Source organism: Spiroplasma endosymbiont of Polydrusus pterygomalis (genome assembly GCF_964030825.1).
GTDB lineage: Bacteria > Bacillota_I > Bacilli_A > Mycoplasmatales > VBWQ01 > Spiroplasma_E.
In genome coordinates this window covers 985,371-1,005,628 of record NZ_OZ034964.1, presented here as the reverse complement: position 1 = coordinate 1,005,628, position 20,258 = coordinate 985,371, and the positions used below count along the sequence as shown (strand labels likewise).

Below are 20,258 nucleotides of genomic sequence, written 5' to 3'. Positions count from 1 at the left end.
TATCAGAAATTATTATTTAGAAAATAATTAATAATACTATTGTTCTATGATTTTATTTTTTACTAAAAAATACAAAAATATTAAGACAAGACAATATTAAAAAATTTTTATTAGAGAGAAGCAATATGATAGAAAATAAATTTGAAACAGCATGAAGATACCTTAAAACAAATATCAAATTATAAATATAATAATGAACTTTTGGATAAAATTATTGTTAATAAACATCTTTGTGAACATGGAGAAATAGAACTTATCAGAGATTTAATCTTAAGTAATAACTTGAATTTTCATACAACAAAAATTAAACTTGCAAATGATCAAAAATGATTAATGAATAAAAATATCAGCAGTGTTTTTTTGGCTAATAATTTTCAATTAGAATTAACAATAAAAAATTTTGCTATAAATTTTATAGTAAAAGTTTTCAAAATGAAAAAGAAATGATTAATTATTGAAGAAATAAATTTTTAGATTGTTTTAAAAAACTGTTTTTTAAAAGCAAAAAATTGAGAAAATAAAAGTAAGTTTTAGAAAATGATATTAGTGAAATCAATCAAGATTTAAAAAGTAATTTGCTTTTATCTTTTTCATCAAAATCAAAAACTTTAAAATGATAAACTTAAAAATAATAGTATTTGTATTACGCAAAATTTATTTTTATTACTATTTTTGAGTGGGTTATAATATTTTAATTTTTTGTAATTGTGATATAATCACTTTACAATAATTACTTTAATTATCTATTAATTTTATTTAGTGAGGTCGGTCTATATGAAAAAGCAATTATCTTTTCTTGGCGCATTACTGTTATCAAGTGCAGTTACTGCTAGTACAACGGCATGTAATAATCCAATAGTAGTTGCCAAAGATTTAAAAGATGTTTTAACAAAAACAGATTTAGGTGTTGTGTCAGAAAATCATCCAGGAACGATCCCAACAGATTTTGAGTTAAAAAAGAAATTAAATAACTTCAATCTTAATCTTGAAATTAAGGGTATTAATATTGTTAATATCGATAAAGATTTTGCCTTTGTTGTTGGTGATGGTATTTTTTATAAAAACGATCAAATTAAAATTACTTATCAAATTGCCACAATTGATATTAGAACACGAATTGTTGAAGGAGCATATATTGATCGTTTTGCCACTACTGGTCAACAACCGACAAGAGAAGCTGTTTCTGCTCGCATTCATGAATATTATCATTTAGATATGAGTCATCTTATTATTGAAAATATTACTACTGAATCAGCAATAATTAAAGGTGATAATATTCTTTATACACATCAAGTAACAGTTAAATTTAGTACTAATGATAGTGTTGATTTAAGTGCTATCATTATTGATAAAGATTTAACAGTTAAAACTAATGGTAAAGATATCCCATCAAATGATGATATAATAACAGCATTGCATGATACTTACCAAGAAAAATTAAATACTGATGTTATTGCTATTGAAATTATTGGTGCTACTAATGCTATTATTACTAGTACAAATCAAAAAATATATACTGGTAAAGTAGTTGTTAATCTGAATCTTGATATTAGAATTCCTTTGCAAGATGTTATTAATAAGGGATTGGATAAAATTGTAATTAGAAGTAGCAAAATAACTGTTGCTGATGTTAATCAGGCCTTAGCAAAGCAATATCCAATGTTAAAGATGAAAGAAATTGAAGTAACATTACAAGATAATAATGCTATTATCAAGTCTCTTAATAACAATGTATATACTGGTTCTTATGTTGTAATTAATAATTTACTTGTTGATTTAAGTAGTGTTTTAACTAATAAATTACCAACTTTTGAGATTCCTGGTAAAAATCAACCAAGTCAAAAACAAATAATGCAAGCACTTGACACAACTAATATTAATCTTGATGTTACTAAAATTACAATTGATAACATTACTGATAGTAGTGCCACTATTATTGGTGATGGTAAATTTTATAGTAAAGATGCCATTGTTGTAACTTATAACTGTGATAAGGCAGAACTTTTAAGCAATGTTTTAAAAAATAAAGATTTAGGACCAATTACAACTAATGGTTTGGATATTCCAAATATAGAACAAATAATGCAAGCAGTTAAAACAAAAAATACTAGTGTTGATGTTACTAAAATTACAATTGATAAAATTACTGATAGTAGTGCCATTATTATTGGTGATGGTATTACTTATAAGGGAACGGTAGCTGTTAGTTTTACTGTTAACGGTAATACTATTAACATTAAATGTTTAAGTTATAATCATCGTGAAACTAACAGTGTCGGTTCAATAAAGACCACTTGAACTAGTCCTGATATTACACTATTATCTAACTGAAGCGATTATGCACCAGATTGAGATAGTTTTACTAATAAATTTAATAAATTAAGTTTTGGTGAGCAGTCATATTTTCATGTTTATTGTAATACATATACTGATCAAAAATTATCTGGTTCAAAATTAAGTGTTGCTACTAATGATATTAGTAGTGATAGAAATAAAAATACATTGCAACTAAATTATTATTATGATAAAGGATTTTGGGGAGCATTTCTTCAATTAGATGGTTATATTCATATTTGACATGATGAAAAAAATGTTTATTTAAGTATTAATTGAAGTATTGACACCATTAAATGTTTTCGTGATCGAGTATGAGATATTAACTTGCAAGGTGCAATTTTTAGTTAAAATTTGTTAAAAATTAAATAATAACAATAAGGATAAAAAATGACATTATTTATCCTTATTTAGCATTTATAGAAAAAATAAAATTATTCTGCAGGTGGTATATCACAATCAATTCTAAAAATTCTTATATTATCAAAGTGAATTTCTAAATAAACTTTTATATTTGAAAAAATATTAATTTTTGATATATCATTATTAGGAATAGTGAAGCATTGGGTAGAAATAATTACATTTAATAATTACTGATTAATTTTCATTATCATAATTTAGTTAAACTTGTTGTATTTTCTTCTTTGTATTATCCTAATACTGTTGCAAATTTCCAATTTTAATCAGGTACTTTTGTTGAATTATAATTACAAGCAACGATTATCTTTGTTGTAAGTTAAAGAATTGTACTTATTATTCTTAATATTATTTTCTTATTTCTCCTCAGTAATCTTAGTTATTTTAATTGGTAATTAATGAACAACTAAATATAGTCATTAAGATATAGGGGATTACATCCCTTCCACTGCGTGGCTCACCTAAGTTATAGTCGCAGTGAACTTACTGCGACTATAACTATTTTATTTTTTTTATTAATTAAAAATTTTATGTTAAAATTAAAATATAAACTTAATATAAGTTTTTAAACCATTATTTTAATTTTAAAATAATAGTTTTTTGAATTTTGATTTATTTTGAGAGGAGAAAAAAATGAATAAAATTCAAAAATACTTTAAATATACAGGTGGAACATTAGGTGCTAGTGCAGCACTAAGCGGCATAACTTATTATTTTTATAAGTTAATTTCAAATGCAGGTGGTATGAAAGCTTTTGATCAACCAGAAGGATCATTAGCAATGTTTGCAGTAATGTGTTCTGAAACATTTTCACCTTTAATTGGATACGTATTAGGTTCTAAATTAGGTTATGGCATTGGCACTGCTGTTTCAAAAATTTCTGATAAATGTTTTCCAACAAATATTACTGATATTAATGTTGAAAGTAATAATCAGCAACAACAAATTTCTGAAACAACTCCATTATTAGCAAGCGCGATAGTAAGTATTAATAATAACAGTGATGAGCAATTATTAATAAGCAATCAACCTCAAAATCAACTAATTTTTTCATAAAACTACTAAAAATAAATGTTAATAAACTATTAACATTTATTTTTTTTGTAAAATATTATCTAATTTGTCTAAAGCAGCAAATTTAATATCATTATAAGGCAGATACTATTTGCTAACTTGCACAATATACTCTACTTTTTCACGAGCTTGTTTTGGTATTCTATCGGGGCATTTTTTATTTTTTTTGTTCACATTTAATTATTTCAAGTAAAGTATTAATTTGTTGTAATGAGGTATCTTTTTTCTTAAATTTTGGTACTTAAATTTTTAGTATTAAAAGTTTTCTTTTTATTTTATATAAATCATTATGATTTATTTTTTTAGATAAGCTAAGGTTATCATCTGCCTTTTTATTTAGAATATTTATAAGTGTTTGAGTATATTTATTAGTAAATAAGTTAATTAATGCTAAGGTGCTAGTAATAGTACCAAAACTGCAAAATATTTTATTGTAAAATTCACTTCAATTACTAAAGTTAATTAAATTTTTTATTAATTGTTCTTGAAGTTGTTTATTTGTATTTTTTTATAAATTATTAATTAGTTTATCTAATTCTTCTTTATTTCATTTCTTAATTATTCAAGTTAGGATAATGGTTAATATCTATTAATATTAATAGATATTTAATTTTTTTATTAACTTGTTTCATTGTTACCCCCAAAAAATAAAATACACTCCTTATTAAAATAAAAAAGTTTAAGAAAGAGTGTTTAACACTGATTTTTAATTAATATAAAATAATTGTAACACTTAAAAAATACTGTTATCAAATTTTATTTTTGGACAAAAAAGTAAAATCTAAAGAAATATTTCTTTAGATTTTATCATTTATTGCAAATTTTAATTTTCTTTAAAGTAAAAACTGACTTATTTTTTAAAATAAAGCATTTGATTAAAATTATATTAGTTTGTATTTTTTTAATAAATTATAATATTTTTTCAACTTTTTTTACTAATATGATGACTAATCAAACTAAAAGTTTACTTTTAGTTTCTTCTTAAAAAAATGATAAATAAAACTTATTACCTTATGTTATAATCAAAGCAGAGGTGGATTATGGAATGCTACTTTACTAATGATAAAAATGATAATATTTTAATATTAGATGAAGAAGATAGTAAGCATATAATTAAAGTATTACGTCACAAAATTAATGATGAAATAATTATTATTTATCAACAACAAAAATATTTAGCAAAAATTATTACAATTACAACAGTTGTTAAATGTGAGATTAGTAAAATACTAGCAAATAGTAGTTCGGAGTTATCATGTAAAATCACATTAGTGATGGCGTTACTAAAAGAACAAAAATTTGATTTAGTGATTCAAAAAGCAGTAGAATTAGGTGTTTATCAAATTGTACCATTGCAATTAAAACGATGTGTTAGTGTTTTAACAAAAACAAAAGCGCAACAGAAAGTTTTACGTTGACAAAGTATTGCCAAAGCTGCTGCTAAACAATCAAATCGTAATCTAATTCCAATTATAACACCTGTTGTTTTTGAATTAAAACAATTAGTGTCATATCATTCAAAGCTAAATTTGGTTGCAGATGAAAATTCATCAGATATTAATTGAGTTAATGAAATAAATAATGAATTATCATCAATAACAATTATTATTGGTCCTGAAGGAGGTATTACTAGTGAAGAAATTACAATTTTAAAAAAATTTAATTTTAGTAGCATTAGTTTAGGAAAATTAATTTTACGAGCTGAAACTGCACCTTTATTTTTAATGTCAATCATTAATTATGAAACAAATTTAAAAAATTAGAGGAGTACAAAATGATCAGAATTGGTATTATTGGAACTGGAAACATTGTGCCAAAATTTATAAAACAAGCAGCAACTAATAAAAAAGTTACGATAACTTGTATTTATTTAAGAAGTTTAGATAAAGCAGCAGCATGAACAAAAAAGTATAAGATTGCTAATAGTACTGATGATTTAAATGAAATGATGAAACATATTGAAGCTGTTTATATCGCTTCACCGAATGGCTTACATTACCAGCAAAGTAAATTATTTTTAAATAATAATATTCATGTTTTGGTAGAAAAAACTATTACTTTTACTAGTAAAGAAGTTAAAGATTTAATTAATTTGGCAAGAAGTAAACAATTAATTTTATTAGAGGCTTATATTAGTGTTCACTTACCTATTTTTTCTAAATTAAAAAAACTAGTTCATGAGGTACATCCAGAAATAGTTAATCTTAATTTTAATCGTACTTCATCAAGAATGCCATTAGTAGAAAAAGGGATTTATGATTCAGTATTTGATCAGAAGCTAGCAAAAGGTTCAACTTATGATAGTTTAGTATATCCATTACAATTAGCATTGTATTTACTAGGTAAAGTAAAAACAGTGAAAGCAATGGCAATTAAACTCCCTAATGGTGTTAATTTAAGTAATCATGTTATTTTAAAACATGAAAACGAAATAATTACTACTATTACTTGCAGTAAAGCGATAACTTCTTATACACCAAGTGAGTTTATTGGTCATCATAGTAGTCTTGTATTGACACAAGTTCATCCGTTAACTGGAATTAAAGTTTATAATAAAAATGGGATAAAAACTATTAGTGATGATACTAATGAACAATCTTTAATGACATATGAATTAAATGATTTTATTAAAATGATTAAAAGTAAAGATTATTTAAGTCGCGATTATTGATTAAATCATAGTTTAATGAACATTGAAGTAATTGAAGCAATTATTAAAAGTGAAAATGAATTAGGAGTTGATGTTTATGCAAAGTAATATTAATTTAAATCAATATATTGATCATACTTTATTAAAACCAGAAACGACATTAGCAATGATTGAAAAATTATGTCATGAAGCTAAAAGTTATTATTTTAAGGCAGTTTGTGTTAACCCATTTTATGTTAATCGTGCATTTGTTTTATTAAAAGATAGTAACGTTAAGGTTTGTACGGTAGTAGGTTTTCCATTAGGTGCTAATACGACAGAAACGAAAGTGCAAGAAACGATTAATGCCATTAATGATGGTGCCAAAGAAATTGATGTTGTTATTAATATTGGCTTATTAAAGGATAATAATCAAAAACTTGTCTTGCAAGAGTTACAGGTAATCCGCAGTGTATGTCCAAAACATATTATTTTAAAAGTGATTATTGAATGTAGTTTATTAACAACAGAGCAAAAAATTATTGCTTGTCAATTAGTAACTAAAGCAAAAGCAGATTTTATTAAAACATCAACTGGTTTTGCCAATGGTGGGGCCACAGTTGCTGATATTAAATTAATGAAAGCAAATATTGGTTCACATGTTGCGATTAAAGCTGCAGGAGGAATTAAAAGTCAAGATGATGCGATGGCAATGATTAATGCTGGGGCCACGAGAATTGGTACTAGTAATGGTGTTGCTATTATTTTAGGGAAGACAGTTAACAATAGTTATTAAGACAAAAAAATAAAGAAAAGTTATTATGAGGTAACTTTTTTTAAATTAACTAATTAATTTAATTAATAACAAATATAAAAATAAAACTCAATGTCCCATTTATGTCCCATTATTATTACCATTATTTATATATGTTATAATGAAGCGTACAATTTGATAAAGATTTTTTAAAAGGAGTAGTAGAAATGTTTCGCAAACTTAAAAATTTATTTTGTAGAAAAAAAACAGAAAATAAAAATGTGAGTTGTCGTAATTGTCGGATAAATTATCCTAATAAATGTCCTAGTTGTTCTTTAAAAAAAGAAGGCGAAAAAAATCAATTTACAGATAAAAAGTAAAACTATTAAATTGTCAAATTTTAATTTTAGTTATCAAAATTATTAATAAATTAAGTAGATAAATATTTAATCCATTACTTTACTTTTAAAGTAAATGGTTTTTTTATGTTACGAGGAGTTAGATAAATAATATGAAAAAATTATTAGGAATAGTAGCATTAGCCAGTACATTAATTAGTAATAGTTTGATTGCTACATCAAATATATTAAATCATAGTATTTTCCAAAATACAGATACCATAGCAAAAACAATTATTGCTAATGCATAAGGTAATGTTGAAAAACATTGTATTGATGAAGAAAGAGGATATTATCATTCACAATTGACACCAACTGGAATTTTTGTCACAAAAGGGGCAAAAATAACAATCCAATTACCAGAAAATGTTGATAATTCATTTAGTATTTTTATTGGGCAATGAGGAATTTATCAAAATTTAAATAATGGACAAGATTTAGCACCAAAAGAATATGTTATTACTCATCAAAGTGAAAGTTTAGTTTCTGATTTAGAAGGTATGCTTTATGTTACCAATAAAAGTGAAAGTAATGATTATCAAGTATTGATTATTGCTGAAAGAGCAATAACAGTACCTACTTTTATTGTTGGTAAAACAACAAATGAACAATTTGCTAATGTTTTAAATAACAACCAACAATCACCATTTGTTGAAATAATCAGTAATTATGTGTTTGGAACATTTCAAATGCAAATTGCAAGAGAACTATGATTAAATAAGGATCCTAATAGTTATACTATTAAGGAAACGTTTATTCGTTTAGATAAAATTTATCAATTGTCAAATACAGTTAGTGGACTCAATATAAACTATGATGGCATTGCTCATAAGTTTAATAATAAAATTCAAATTGCTACTCCTGATACTGGTCCTGGTTACGCTGCTGCTAGCAATTATCATCTTATTTTTGAAAAAAACACAGGTGCTAGTGAGGCATTATTTAATGAAACAAGTAATAAGGATTGATATTTATGACATGAAATTGGACATACTTATCAAAATCAAAATTATAAGTGAGATGGATTAGGTGAAGTTACTGTTAATATTAATGCGCTTTGAATTGAAAGAGAATTAGAATTTAAAAATCGTTTAATTACCGATAATATTGATAAAGAAATAAAAAAATTCATTATTAATTCAGATCAAAATAAAAATTTTGATAAACAATCAGTTTGAGTTAAATTGGGTTTGTTTTGACAACTAGATCAAGCATATGGGCAATGATTTTTTCCAACTTTAAATCAAACTTATCGTTTATTAAGTGATAAGTTATTGCCAACTAGTGATTTTGAGAAGCAACAATTATTTATTGAAATGACTTCAAAGTTAGTAGGTCAAAATTTAATTCCATTTTTTGAAAAATGAGGAATTAAAGTTAATAAAAATACTAAACAAATTGTTAGTAAATATCCAAACTTAACAAAAAAAATTTGAAATAATATTATTGATGGTCATTATGATAAAAACGCTATTATTGGACAGCAGTTACCAACTTATCAACCAGTACAAGGAGTAAAAATTACTGGATTTGTAAAGAAAAACATTGGTGATAAAATTTTAAGTAATGAAATTAAACAACACATTATTATGCAAGACAATTTATTAATTAATAATGTCAATAGCATTTCTTATCAAGAACCTTATTTTCTTGATAGTAAAAGTATTGCTGCTAATTTTATCGTTATTGATAATAATAAAACATTAATTGCTAATAAATATCAAATTGAAGTAAAACTAAATTTAGAAAACAGTATTTTATTAGAAGGAATTGGCTATGATTGAAAACAATATCGAGCAATTATTAATTTAAATCAAACAAGAAAAACATTTTTTATTGGTTATAATAATAAAAAAATTCATGACTATTTTCAAAATCAATCTTATATAAAAATTACTATTAAAGATGATAATAATGTAATTTATAAAAAAGTAGCAGTAGGACAAGATACCATGGCAATTTTTCAAGATATTAATAACATTAAATACAAAAATAATTATCAAATACTATTCTATTTTGCTGAACCAAAAAGAGGGCTTTATTTTGAACCAGTTAGTAATTGTTGAATACCGTCAACAAAAAATGATGTAAAGTTTATTATTATTAATAATAAATTAATAAAAAAAGAGTAAAAAAATAAGTTGCTATTAATATTTATTTAAAAAACAAAAAAACTTATAAAAAAAATAGATTTTTCTGATAATTCAATATATAATTTATGAGATACGAAAGTAAGGAGGCAACAGACTATGGCAGTACCAGCAAGAAGAACATCAAAAATGCGTAAAAATACACGTCGTGCCCATGATAGTTTATCAACAGTAACGACAACTAACTGTTTAAGTTGTGGAGCAATTACTAGACCACATCATGCCTGTATGAAATGCAAGACATACAAAGGTGTAAGTATTACTAACCCATTACCAGCAGCAAAAAAATCATCAACAGAAAAGAAATAAGATATGTTGATATCTGAAAAAACTTCCTCTTATTTATTTAAAGTTTTTTTTAAGTATTAGAGGTTTTTTATTTTATAAAAAATATTTTATTATAATTAATAATTTATTAAATATAGATTATAATTTATTAAAACAGACATTATTTAATTTGGAAGTTGTAGCGTATGAAAAAAAATGGTTATTATGATTTATTATTAAAAGTTAGTGATGATATTACAAATAATTTTCAAATATCACATATCAATGATGAACAAAACTTAATTAAAGATATTGATCGCTATTTAATTAAACAATTAAATAATACTTTAATTGAACAATTAAAAACAATTAAAACATCAACAGCAAAGATCAATTTTTTAAATCAAATCATTAGTAATTTTACTACTAATCAATTTAGTGATAATGTATTATTACAAGTAAATAATAATATTATCGATAACCCATTAATTTCTAATATTAGATTAAGTGAAAATTATTTATTTACTAATGAAAATCAACAAGCATTAATTAATCATTTACATCAAGAAATTAGAACTTGTGATGAAGTGTACTTTATTTATCCTTTTATTTCTAATGCCATTCTTAATAAGTTACGATCATCATTTACTTATGCTTTAAATCATAATATCGTTATTCATTTTATTACCACTACTTTTGATGATATGGCTTTATTTGTTAATTTATATGCTTTAGTTAAAATAATAAAAAAATATCCTAATATTAAAATTAAAGTTGAAAATAATTTAGAAAAGCGTAGTGAGAGAATTCATATCAAAGCTGCTATTTTTAGACGAAATTCAGGTTTTTCTTCGGCAATTATTGGTTCTTCAAATTTAACACAAAAAGGCTTAGCAAGTGGTCGTGAGTGAAATATTAAAATTAATGAATTTGATAATGAACAGTTATATCAAAGTATTTTGCAGCAGTATTATAAATTGTGAAATGAAAATTTAGTTGATTTAAGTGATGAGCAACAACGATTGCAATTAATGTCACGCCTTGAATATAATCGTTTGCTTACTAATAGCAATGTTCAACAATCATTAGCAAGTAATTATTTTCTTTACGATTTTCAAAATGAATTAATTAATAAATTAAAATTAAGAAGAAAACTTAAGAAAACAAAACATTTAATTGTCATGGCAACAGGTGTTGGTAAAACAGTAGTATCTGCTTTTGATTATTTAAATCAAGTCACAGAAAATAATCATCAAAAACTTTCAATTTTATTTTTAGCACATCAACGCGAAATTATTGAGCAAGCAATTATTACTTTTCGCAAAGTAATAAATGATAAAAATTTTGCTACTGTTTTAAACAGTAAGAAAAATAATTTTCAAGAACGGCATTTATTTGCAACAGTACAAACTGTTCATCGCCATCTTAAAAAATTTAAACCACAACAATTTGATATTATCATTTTTGATGAAGCTCATCATTTAGGAGCTAAAACTTTTCATACAATTTTACAATATTTTCAACCACAACAAATTATTGGTTTAACAGCAACCCCAGAACGTGAAGATAATAAAAATATTATTAATTATTTTGATAATGAGTTTGCTCATGAATTACGATTATGAGATGCCATTAATGAAAAACTTTTATCACCATTTGATTATTATTGTATTGATGATATTACTGCTGATTTAACTGGAATTGATTTAAATAATGAGCAACAACTATTTAAAAAATTAAATACTGACTCAAGAAATAAATTATTATTGGATGTCATTAATGATTATATTGGTTTTTATAGTAATCGCATTTGTTTAATTTTTTGTATTAATATTACTCATGCCCAAATTGTTGCTAGATTTTTGCAAAATCAAGGTTTAAAAGCAGATTTTTTAACAAGTAAAAATCAAAGTAATCGTAGTAAAATTATTAACAATTTTAAAAAGAAAATTATTAATTATTTATGTGTTGTTAATATTTTTAATGAGGGAGTTGATATTCCTGAAATTGATACTATTATTTTATTACGACCAACTAATTCAAAGACAGTATATTTACAGCAATTAGGAAGAGGATTACGAAAAACAGAAAATAAATATTGTTTAGAAGTTTATGATTTAATTGCTAATATTGATAAAAAATATGATATTACTGTTGGTATTAAAAATCTTTCAAATTCACATATTATTAACGTTAATAAACAATTAATTAACAGTTTTAATTTGCCTTATGGATGTACGATTACTTTAGAACCACGAAGTCAAAACATAATTTTAGCTAATTTAAAACAATGATATCAGTCACGAAATCAGATTTATTTAGTAATTCAATCATATTATCAACTTCATAATGAAGCAGGTATTTTAAAAATATTAGTTGATTATGATTTAACAATTCAAGAGTTTTATAATTTTTTAAATGATTTTTATTTACGAGTTGCTAAAAATATTAGAGATTATCAAGCTGGTGATAATGATAGTAATCGTAATCAAAATATTTTAAAGCAATTTTTATTTTTGAATGATTATCAAATCATCAAGTATTTTTATTTACGATTAAGTCAAAAATTAGACATTAAAGCAATTGACTATCATTATGATAATTTGTTATTAGCATCATTATTATATGAGGTAACAAGTATTAAAGTGTTTACTAATATCTTCCCTAATATTAATGAGATACCATGTTTAGTTAGTTACTTTATTGCAAAAAATCAATTAATTGTTAGTGAGCTAAAAATTATTCTTAAATACAAATTAGATCACGAAATATTATTAATTAATGACCATCTTCATCAACAGTATCCTTTGTTATCATATCAATCAACATTTACCGTTCGCCAAGCATTATGTGCAATTAATCGTGTTAATTTTAATAAAGCACTTGGACCATTAAAAATTATTGCTTTTCAAGCAGGCCATTTAACATTTAATGAAAATAAATCAGTAATTTTTGCTGATATTGATGGCACAAATTATGGAAAATTAACTAGTTATCATGAACTAACAAAAGAATATTATTGATCAATACCAGAAAATAAAAATATTAACTCAAAATTAGTAAAAGATTTACAAGATGTTAATATTGAAAAACTATTATTTTTGAATAATGGTCTTAATAAGAAATTTAAAAACCTTAGTTTAAAACTATATAATTTTATTGGTATTGGTCAATATCAAACATTAATTGCAAGTGATTACATAACTATTAAATTTTTAGTAAAATAAACAATATTTTACTATTTAATTTCATAAAAAACTTAATGATTTTAATTTTGAAAAAATAATGTTTTTTTATGATAATTAGGTTGACAATAATTATGGCATGTTGTACTATTGATATTGTCCCAAAAAATAAATGGGTTACAATTGGAAAAAACGATCTTTGAAAACTAAATAGAACAAGAATTAATCCGTCAATTTTTATTTAAAATTAAATAAGTCAGACATTATCTTTTAACAAAAAACAATTTTATTGAGAGTTTGATCCTGGCTCAGGATTAACGCTGGCGGCATGCCTAATACATGCAAGTCGAACGAAAGTAGCAATACTTTAGTGGCGAACGGGTGAGTAACACGTATCTAACCTACCATTTAGTGGGGAATAACTGTTGGAAACGGCAGCTAATACCGCATATGTTATTTATTTGCAATAATAAGTAATAAAAGGAGCATTTGCTTCGCTAATTGATGGGGATGCGGCGCATTAACTAGTTGGTAAGGTAATGGCTTACCAAGGTAATGATGCGTAGCCGATCTGAGAGGATGAACGGCCACATTGGGACTGAGACACGGCCCAAACTTCTACGGAAGGCAGCAGTAGGGAATTTTTCACAATGGGCGAAAGCCTGATGGAGCAATGCCGCGTGACTGATGAAGGTCTTCGGATTGTAAAGGTCTGTTGTAAGGGAAGAAGTGCTAGCAAAGGAAATGATGTTAGTATCGACCATACCTTATCAGAAAGCCACGGCTAACTATGTGCCAGCAGCCGCGGTAATACATAGGTGGCAAGCGTTATCCGGATTTATTGGGCGTAAAGCGTGCGTAGACGGTTTTGCAAGTCTGAGGTTAAATTTAGGGGCTCAACCCCTAACCGCCTTGGAAACTACATTACTAGAGTATAGGAGAGGTTAGTGGAATTTCATGTGTAGCGGTGGAATGCGTAGATATATGAAGGAACACCAGTGGCGAAGGCGGCTAACTGGCCTATTACTGACGTTGTGGCACGAAAGCGTGGGGAGCAAATAGGATTAGATACCCTAGTAGTCCACGCCGTAAACGATGAGTACTAAGTGTTGCCATGAGGCAGTGCTGTAGCTAACGCATTAAGTACTCCGCCTGAGTAGTATGCTCGCAAGAGTGAAACTCAAAGGAATTGACGGGGACCCGCACAAGCGGTGGAGCATGTGGTTTAATTCGAAGCAACGCGAAGAACCTTACCAGGTCTTGACATACCTTGCAAAGCTATCGAGATATAGTAGAGGTTAACAAGGATACAGGTGGTGCATGGTTGTCGTCAGTTCGTGTCGTGAGATGTTTGGTTAAGTTCAGCAACGAACGCAACCCTTGTCCTTAGTTGCCAGCATTAAGTTGGGGACTCTAAGGAGACTGCTAGTGTAAGCTAGAGGAAGGTGGGGATGACGTCAAATCATCATGCCCCTTATGACCTGGGCTACACACGTGCTACAATGGCTGATACAAAGAGTCGCTAAACCGCAAGGTCAAGCAAATCTCAAAAAGTCAGTCTCAGTCCGGATTGAAGTCTGCAACTCGACTTCATGAAGTCGGAATCGCTAGTAATCGCGAATCAGCAATGTCGCGGTGAATACGTTCTCGGGTCTTGTACACACCGCCCGTCAAACCACGAGAGTTGGCAATGCCAGAAGTCGGTGTCCTAACCGTAAGGAGGGAGCTGCCAAAGGCAGGGTTGATGATTGGGGTTAAGTCGTAACAAGGTATCCCTACCGGAAGGTGGGGATGGATCACCTCCTTTCTATGGAGTTTAGTTTCAATTAAGAAACCAAGACAACAAGAAAAATCAGGTCGATGACTTATTGGAATAGTTCTTTTGTTCTGTTTAGTTTTCAGGGATTGTTTTCTCTGAGCAATTGTTCTTTAAAAACTGGATAATAGACATCTTTTAAAAAAAATAAGATAATTTTTATCTTGCAATAGGATATTCTAAAAATAAATTATTAAGAGCGTATGGTGGATGCCTTGGAATTGGAAGACGATGAAGGACGCGATTACCTGCGATAAGCTTCGGGGAGCTGGAAATAAGCTTTGATCCGGAGATGTCCGAATGGGGAAACCCACTATCTTTAATCAGATAGTACTGTCCAATGAATTCATAGTTGTGCAGAGTGATACCTAGAGAATTGAAACATCTTAGTACCTAGAGGAAAAGAAAGCGAATGCGATTCCCTTAGTAGCGGCGAGCGAAAAGGGAGCAGCCTAAACCAGTCATCAGATTGGGGTTAGAGGACTGTCTTGTAGGTTTGGCCTATAAAGAGTTACAAAATTTATATATAGCAGAAGTTGTTGGGAAGCAACGCCATAGATGGTGATAGCCCAGTATGTGAAATGTATAAATCTCTTGACAGCATCCTGAGTACGGCGAGGCACGTGGAACCTTGTCGGAATTTGCGCAGACCACTGCGTAAGGCTAAATACTAACCAATTACCGATAGTGAACCAGTACCGTGAGGGAAAGGTGAAAAGTACCCCGAGAGGGGAGTGAAATAGTTTCTGAAACCATATGCTTACAACAAGTCGGAGCCCGTTAATGGGTGACGGCGTGCCTTTTGTAGAATGAGCCGGCGAGTTACGATTACATGCAAGGTTAAGTTGAAAAGACGGAGCCGAAGTGAAAGCGAGCCTGAATAGGGCGTTTAGTATGTGGTTGTAGACCCGAAACCAGGTGATCTAGCCATGAGCAGGTTGAAGTTAATGTAACAGTTAATGGAGGACCGAACCAACGTTCGTTGAAAAGACCGTGGATGACTTGTGGCTAGCGGTGAAATTCCAATCGAACCTGGAGATAGCTGGTTCTCCCCGATATAGTTTTAGGACTAGCGTCAGAATTAGTGCAATGGAGGTAAAGCTCTGAATGTATGATGGCCCCACCTCGGGGTACTGAATGCAATTAAACTGCGAATGCCATTGTTATATGTCTGGCAGTCAGTCTATGGGTGATAAGGTCCATGGACGTGAGGGAAACAGCCCAGATCATCAGCTAAGGTCCCCAAATCAATGCTAAGTGGAAAACGATGTGGAATTGTTCAGACAGCTAGGAGGTTGGCTTAGAAGCAGCCATCCTTTAAAGAGTGCGTAACAGCTCACTAGTCGAATGATTCTGCGCGGAAAATGTACCGGGGCTAAGCATTGTACCGAAGCTATGGGTCTATATATATGTTGTTTACATATATTGTGGGCGGTAGGGGAGCGTTCTAATCGGCGACGAAGTTAGACCGGAAGGACTAGTGGAGCGTTTAGAAGTGAGAATGCCGGCGTGAGTAACGATTGAAGGTGAGAATCCTTCATGCCGATTGACCAAGGTTTCCTGGGCTAGGTTCGTCCACCCAGGGTTAGTCAGGGCCTAAGGCGAGGCCGAAAGGCGTAGTCGATGGATAACAGGTTGATATTCCTGTACCACCATGGTGACTGATGGAATGACGGAGAAGGCTAAAATGTCCCAGTGGTTGGTAGTGCTGGGCTAAGTACAAAGAGGGTTGTGTAGGCAAATCCGCACAGCGTTAACCTTGAAGTATAATGGGGAGTGAACGGTTCGCTTAGTAACGAAGCATTTGATGCCAAACTTCCAAGAAAAGTTTCTAAAGACATCATCATGGTGCCTGTACCGAGAACGGACACACGTGGTCAAGGAGAATATCCTAAGGCAAGCGAGATAACTATAGCTAAGGAACTCTGCAAAATAACCCCGTAAGTTAGCGAGAAGGGGAACTCATATTACTATGAGTCGCAGTGAAGAGGTCCGGGCGACTGTTTAGCAAAAACACAGCTCTCTGCTAAGTCGTAAGACGATGTATAGGGGGTGACGCCTGCCCAGTGCTGGAAGGTTAAAGCGATTTGTTAGCGTCAGCGAAGCTTTGAACTGAAGCCCCAGTGAACGGCGGCCGTAACTATAACGGTCCTAAGGTAGCGAAATTCCTTGTCAGGTAAGTTCTGACCCGCACGAAAGGCGTAACGATCCGGACGCTGTCTCGGCTATAGACTCGGTGAAATCTTAGTACCTGTGAAGATGCAGGTTACCCGCGATTAGACGGAAAGACCCCGTGGAGCTTTACTACAACTTGATATTGAATTTTGGTGTAGTTTGTACAGCATAGGTGGGAGACGGTGATATGCAGACGCTAGTAGGCATGGAGTCACCATTGGGATACCACCCTTGCTATATTGAAATTCTAACTTGAGACCATAATCTGGTCTAAGGACAGTGTCTGGTGGGTAGTTTGACTGGGGCGGTCGCCTCCTAAAAAGTAACGGAGGCGCCCAAAGGTACCCTCAATATGAATGGAAATCATATGTAGAGCGCAAAGGTAAAAGGGTGCTTGACTGCGAGACATACAAGTCGAGCAGGAACGAAAGTTGGGCTTAGTGATCCGGCGGTGCTGTGTGGAAAGGCCGTCGCTCAACGGATAAAAGTTACCCCGGGGATAACAGGCTAATCTCTCCCAATAGTTCATATAGACGGGGAGGTTTGGCACCTCGATGTCGGCTCATCGCATCCTGGAGGTGTAGTCGCTTCCAAGGGTTGGGCTGTTCGCCCATTAAAGCGGTACGCGAGCTGGGTTCAGAACGTCGTGAGACAGTTTGGTCCCTATCTGTCGTGGGCGTAAGAAATTTGAGGAAAGCTGTTCCTAGTACGAGAGGACCGGAATGGACCTACCTCTGGTGCACCAGTTGTCACGCCAGTGGCACAGCTGGGTAGCTATGTAGGGCATGAATAAGCGCTGAAAGCATCTAAGCGCGAAATCAGTTCCAAGATGAGATTTCTCATTCGAAAGAAGTAAGATCCCTTGAATACTACAAGGTTGATAGGTCAGGTGTGTAAGCATAGTGATATGTTCAGCTAACTGATACTAATAGATCGAGGATTTATTGAAGAATACATTCGCTATTGCAAATCAAAAGTAATCAAATTTAAAGATGTCTGTTTCTAGTTTTTAGGGAGCAATTGCTAAACTATTTGGTGTCCATGGCGGAGTGGTCACACCTGTTCCCATCTCGAACACAGCAGTTAAGCACTCCAGCGGCGAAAATACCAGTACTGGGAAAATAGCACGATGCCAAATTTTTTTATTTTTTTACTAATCTTAATTTAAATATTAAGATTTTTTTTTTATTTTGATTTTAATACTAAAATAAGTTTATAAAATAATTTAAACAGTTAGTTTTTAATGATTTTATATATTTTTATGTTAAAATGTAACAGAATTTTAAGAAAAAGGAGAAGTAAATGGATAACTTTAAGAAAAATCCAGATAAAAAGTTATATTTTGGCGCCAAGATGGGGTTAATAACAAATATTATAAACATTATTTGAAGTATAATTATTGCACTTATTTTAATTGTAGGACATAGTATTATTCTTGATTTTATAAAAAAGAATGATTTAACCACAGATACTTTATTATCAAAGGCAAGCACATTATTTATTATTATAATAGTTATTGCTGGTTTAGTTGAAATTGGTTTTTCAATTGCAATAATTATTTTGTGTAATAATGTATTACAAGGAAAAGCTGATAGTGGATTAGTTGTTAGCATTTTGACATTAGTTTTAGCAGCTATTTCTTTAATCAGTATTTGCTTCTTCAATTTTACTTTTATTACTATTATTAATTTTCTTTTTTTAGGATTTAATATTGCATCAGGTGTTTTATTGATTGTTGGTAAGTACCTTCCTGTTATTAAGCCAGAAGCAGAAGTTTCAATAATAAATAAATAAAGCATTAAAAAATAGATAATTAATATATAAAATCAGGTTTTTTATAATTTAAAACCATAAGGATAAGTAATAATGGGAAATGTTGGGTCATTATCATGTTTACTTTTGTATTGAATATTATTAATTCATAAATAAAAATACTGCAAACCAATAGAAATTATTAACAGACAAATAATAGCAGTAACTAATATACCAATACCATATTTTTGGTAATTAAAAAAAAAGTAAGGATAACAAGTATCAGGATTTTCTCCTTGTCTAGTTCGTAATACACCACGAACCATTACCATTATTATATAAAAACAAGGATAAAATAAAATGAATCATAAATAAAGTTTATGGTGTTCTTTAAGTGAATGAAAATCATGACCACATGTTAATACAAAATTTAAAATCATAATAATTGGTACAATTATATTTAAAATTATAGTTCTAAATCATAAATAAATATCAGTTCCATATTTACTTCGTTCTTCACTATTACTAATAATACCTGTTCAAAATACTAACATAGTAATTGTAATATAAACAGTAATAGCTAGTAACGTATAAAAACTTGGTTTAGAATAATTTTTTTTAAATTTATTTTCAAATAAAAAAGCAAATAAATAAATAAGTACTAAATAATTAGTTTGAGTTGTAAAATAAAAATAGTAAATTGCTAATCTTTCTGTTGCTTTATTAACATTAGGTACAATAAAAGCATCAGGGTAATTAATAGTAATAATTAAATCAAAAATTAAAAATAAAGCAACAGTAATTAAGCCAAATAGATGTCAAAGAAATTTCAAAAGATTTTGTTTTTTTAATGAGCATTGATATTTATTATCTCTTGCAAACATAATTTATTCTCCTATTTTGTATAAAAATCATATTTAATTAATTTTGATAAGAACTTTATTTGATTAATTTTATTTTATTATTTATTATCGTTAAATTTATCTCTTATTTAGTATATCAACTTTTTTTACATCGTTATTATATTTACAATCTAATTATTTAAAACACTTAATTAGTTAAAAAAAATAACTAATTAATTATTTTTTCTTGATTTTTTCTTAATAAAGTTTATTATTAATGCTAAGGATATAGTTTTTATCCTTATAATTTTAATGGATATATAAACTATTATATAAGTATTAAAATTATAAATGTTTATCTATTTAATAAATAGTTTAATTAATTGGTTTTATAGCCTTAGTTTTATTTTATTAAAACTAAGATTTTAAGCATTTCATAAAAATATTTAATTTAAATACAAAATA

General features: G+C 28.7%; 13 protein-coding genes and 3 rRNA genes. 15 read left to right on the top strand and 1 reads right to left on the bottom strand.

Features of this window, described 5'->3' with window-relative positions:
* The first annotated feature begins 141 nt into the window (after nt 1-141).
* From ACQH25_RS05015 to ACQH25_RS04945, 15 genes are all read left to right on the top strand, one after another.
* Nucleotides 142-474, top strand: a complete 333-nt coding sequence (locus ACQH25_RS05015) for a hypothetical protein (protein WP_425380949.1) — start codon at nt 142-144, stop codon at nt 472-474.
* 300 nt (nt 475-774) lie between these two features.
* The gene (locus ACQH25_RS05010) at nt 775-2,685 is read left to right on the top strand and encodes a hypothetical protein (RefSeq protein WP_425380948.1); all 1,911 of its coding nucleotides are present in this window, start codon (nt 775-777) and stop codon (nt 2,683-2,685) included.
* Between the two features lie 699 nt (nt 2,686-3,384).
* Nucleotides 3,385-3,807: a hypothetical protein gene (locus ACQH25_RS05005; RefSeq protein WP_425380947.1), complete on the top strand. Its 423-nt coding sequence runs from the start codon at nt 3,385-3,387 to the stop codon at nt 3,805-3,807.
* Between the two features lie 1,058 nt (nt 3,808-4,865).
* Nucleotides 4,866-5,588 (top strand): RsmE family RNA methyltransferase, encoded by a 723-nt coding sequence (locus tag ACQH25_RS05000; protein ID WP_425380946.1) that lies wholly within the window; start codon nt 4,866-4,868, stop codon nt 5,586-5,588.
* An 11-nt stretch (nt 5,589-5,599) separates the two neighbouring features.
* On the top strand, nt 5,600-6,583 hold the full coding sequence (locus ACQH25_RS04995; RefSeq protein ID WP_425380945.1) for a Gfo/Idh/MocA family protein: 984 nt from the start codon (nt 5,600-5,602) through the stop codon (nt 6,581-6,583).
* Nucleotide 6,584: 1 nt separating this feature from the next.
* The gene (deoC, locus tag ACQH25_RS04990) at nt 6,585-7,250 is read left to right on the top strand and encodes a deoxyribose-phosphate aldolase (protein ID WP_425381853.1); all 666 of its coding nucleotides are present in this window, start codon (nt 6,585-6,587) and stop codon (nt 7,248-7,250) included.
* Between the two features lie 185 nt (nt 7,251-7,435).
* Complete coding sequence (locus ACQH25_RS04985; RefSeq protein WP_425380944.1) at nt 7,436-7,588, top strand: hypothetical protein; 153 nt, start codon at nt 7,436-7,438, stop codon at nt 7,586-7,588.
* A 131-nt stretch (nt 7,589-7,719) separates the two neighbouring features.
* Nucleotides 7,720-7,857: a hypothetical protein gene (locus ACQH25_RS04980; protein ID WP_425380943.1), complete on the top strand. Its 138-nt coding sequence runs from the start codon at nt 7,720-7,722 to the stop codon at nt 7,855-7,857.
* A gap of 54 nt (nt 7,858-7,911) precedes the next feature.
* Entirely contained in the window at nt 7,912-9,738 is a 1,827-nt protein-coding gene (locus ACQH25_RS04975; RefSeq protein WP_425380942.1) for a M60 family metallopeptidase, read from the top strand.
* 117 nt (nt 9,739-9,855) lie between these two features.
* The gene (rpmF, locus tag ACQH25_RS04970; RefSeq protein WP_425380941.1) at nt 9,856-10,065 is read left to right on the top strand and encodes a 50S ribosomal protein L32; all 210 of its coding nucleotides are present in this window, start codon (nt 9,856-9,858) and stop codon (nt 10,063-10,065) included.
* A gap of 164 nt (nt 10,066-10,229) precedes the next feature.
* Nucleotides 10,230-13,250, top strand: coding sequence for a DEAD/DEAH box helicase family protein (locus ACQH25_RS04965; RefSeq protein WP_425380940.1), 3,021 nt, complete (start codon nt 10,230-10,232; stop codon nt 13,248-13,250).
* Between the two features lie 243 nt (nt 13,251-13,493).
* A 16S ribosomal RNA gene (locus ACQH25_RS04960) occupies nt 13,494-15,015 on the top strand.
* A gap of 192 nt (nt 15,016-15,207) precedes the next feature.
* Nucleotides 15,208-18,148, top strand: a 23S ribosomal RNA gene (locus ACQH25_RS04955).
* 82 nt (nt 18,149-18,230) lie between these two features.
* Nucleotides 18,231-18,337: ribosomal RNA gene (rrf, locus tag ACQH25_RS04950) — 5S ribosomal RNA — on the top strand.
* Together the 16S, 23S and 5S rRNA genes form the textbook arrangement of a ribosomal RNA operon.
* A gap of 164 nt (nt 18,338-18,501) precedes the next feature.
* A complete protein-coding gene (locus tag ACQH25_RS04945; protein ID WP_425380939.1) occupies nt 18,502-18,993 on the top strand; it encodes a hypothetical protein in 492 nt (163 codons plus the stop codon).
* 41 nt (nt 18,994-19,034) lie between these two features.
* Here ACQH25_RS04945 and ACQH25_RS04940 read toward each other — a convergent pair whose 3' ends face one another.
* Nucleotides 19,035-19,835, bottom strand: coding sequence for a Pr6Pr family membrane protein (locus tag ACQH25_RS04940; protein WP_425380938.1), 801 nt, complete (start codon nt 19,833-19,835; stop codon nt 19,035-19,037).
* Between the last annotated feature and the right edge of the window lie 423 nt (nt 19,836-20,258).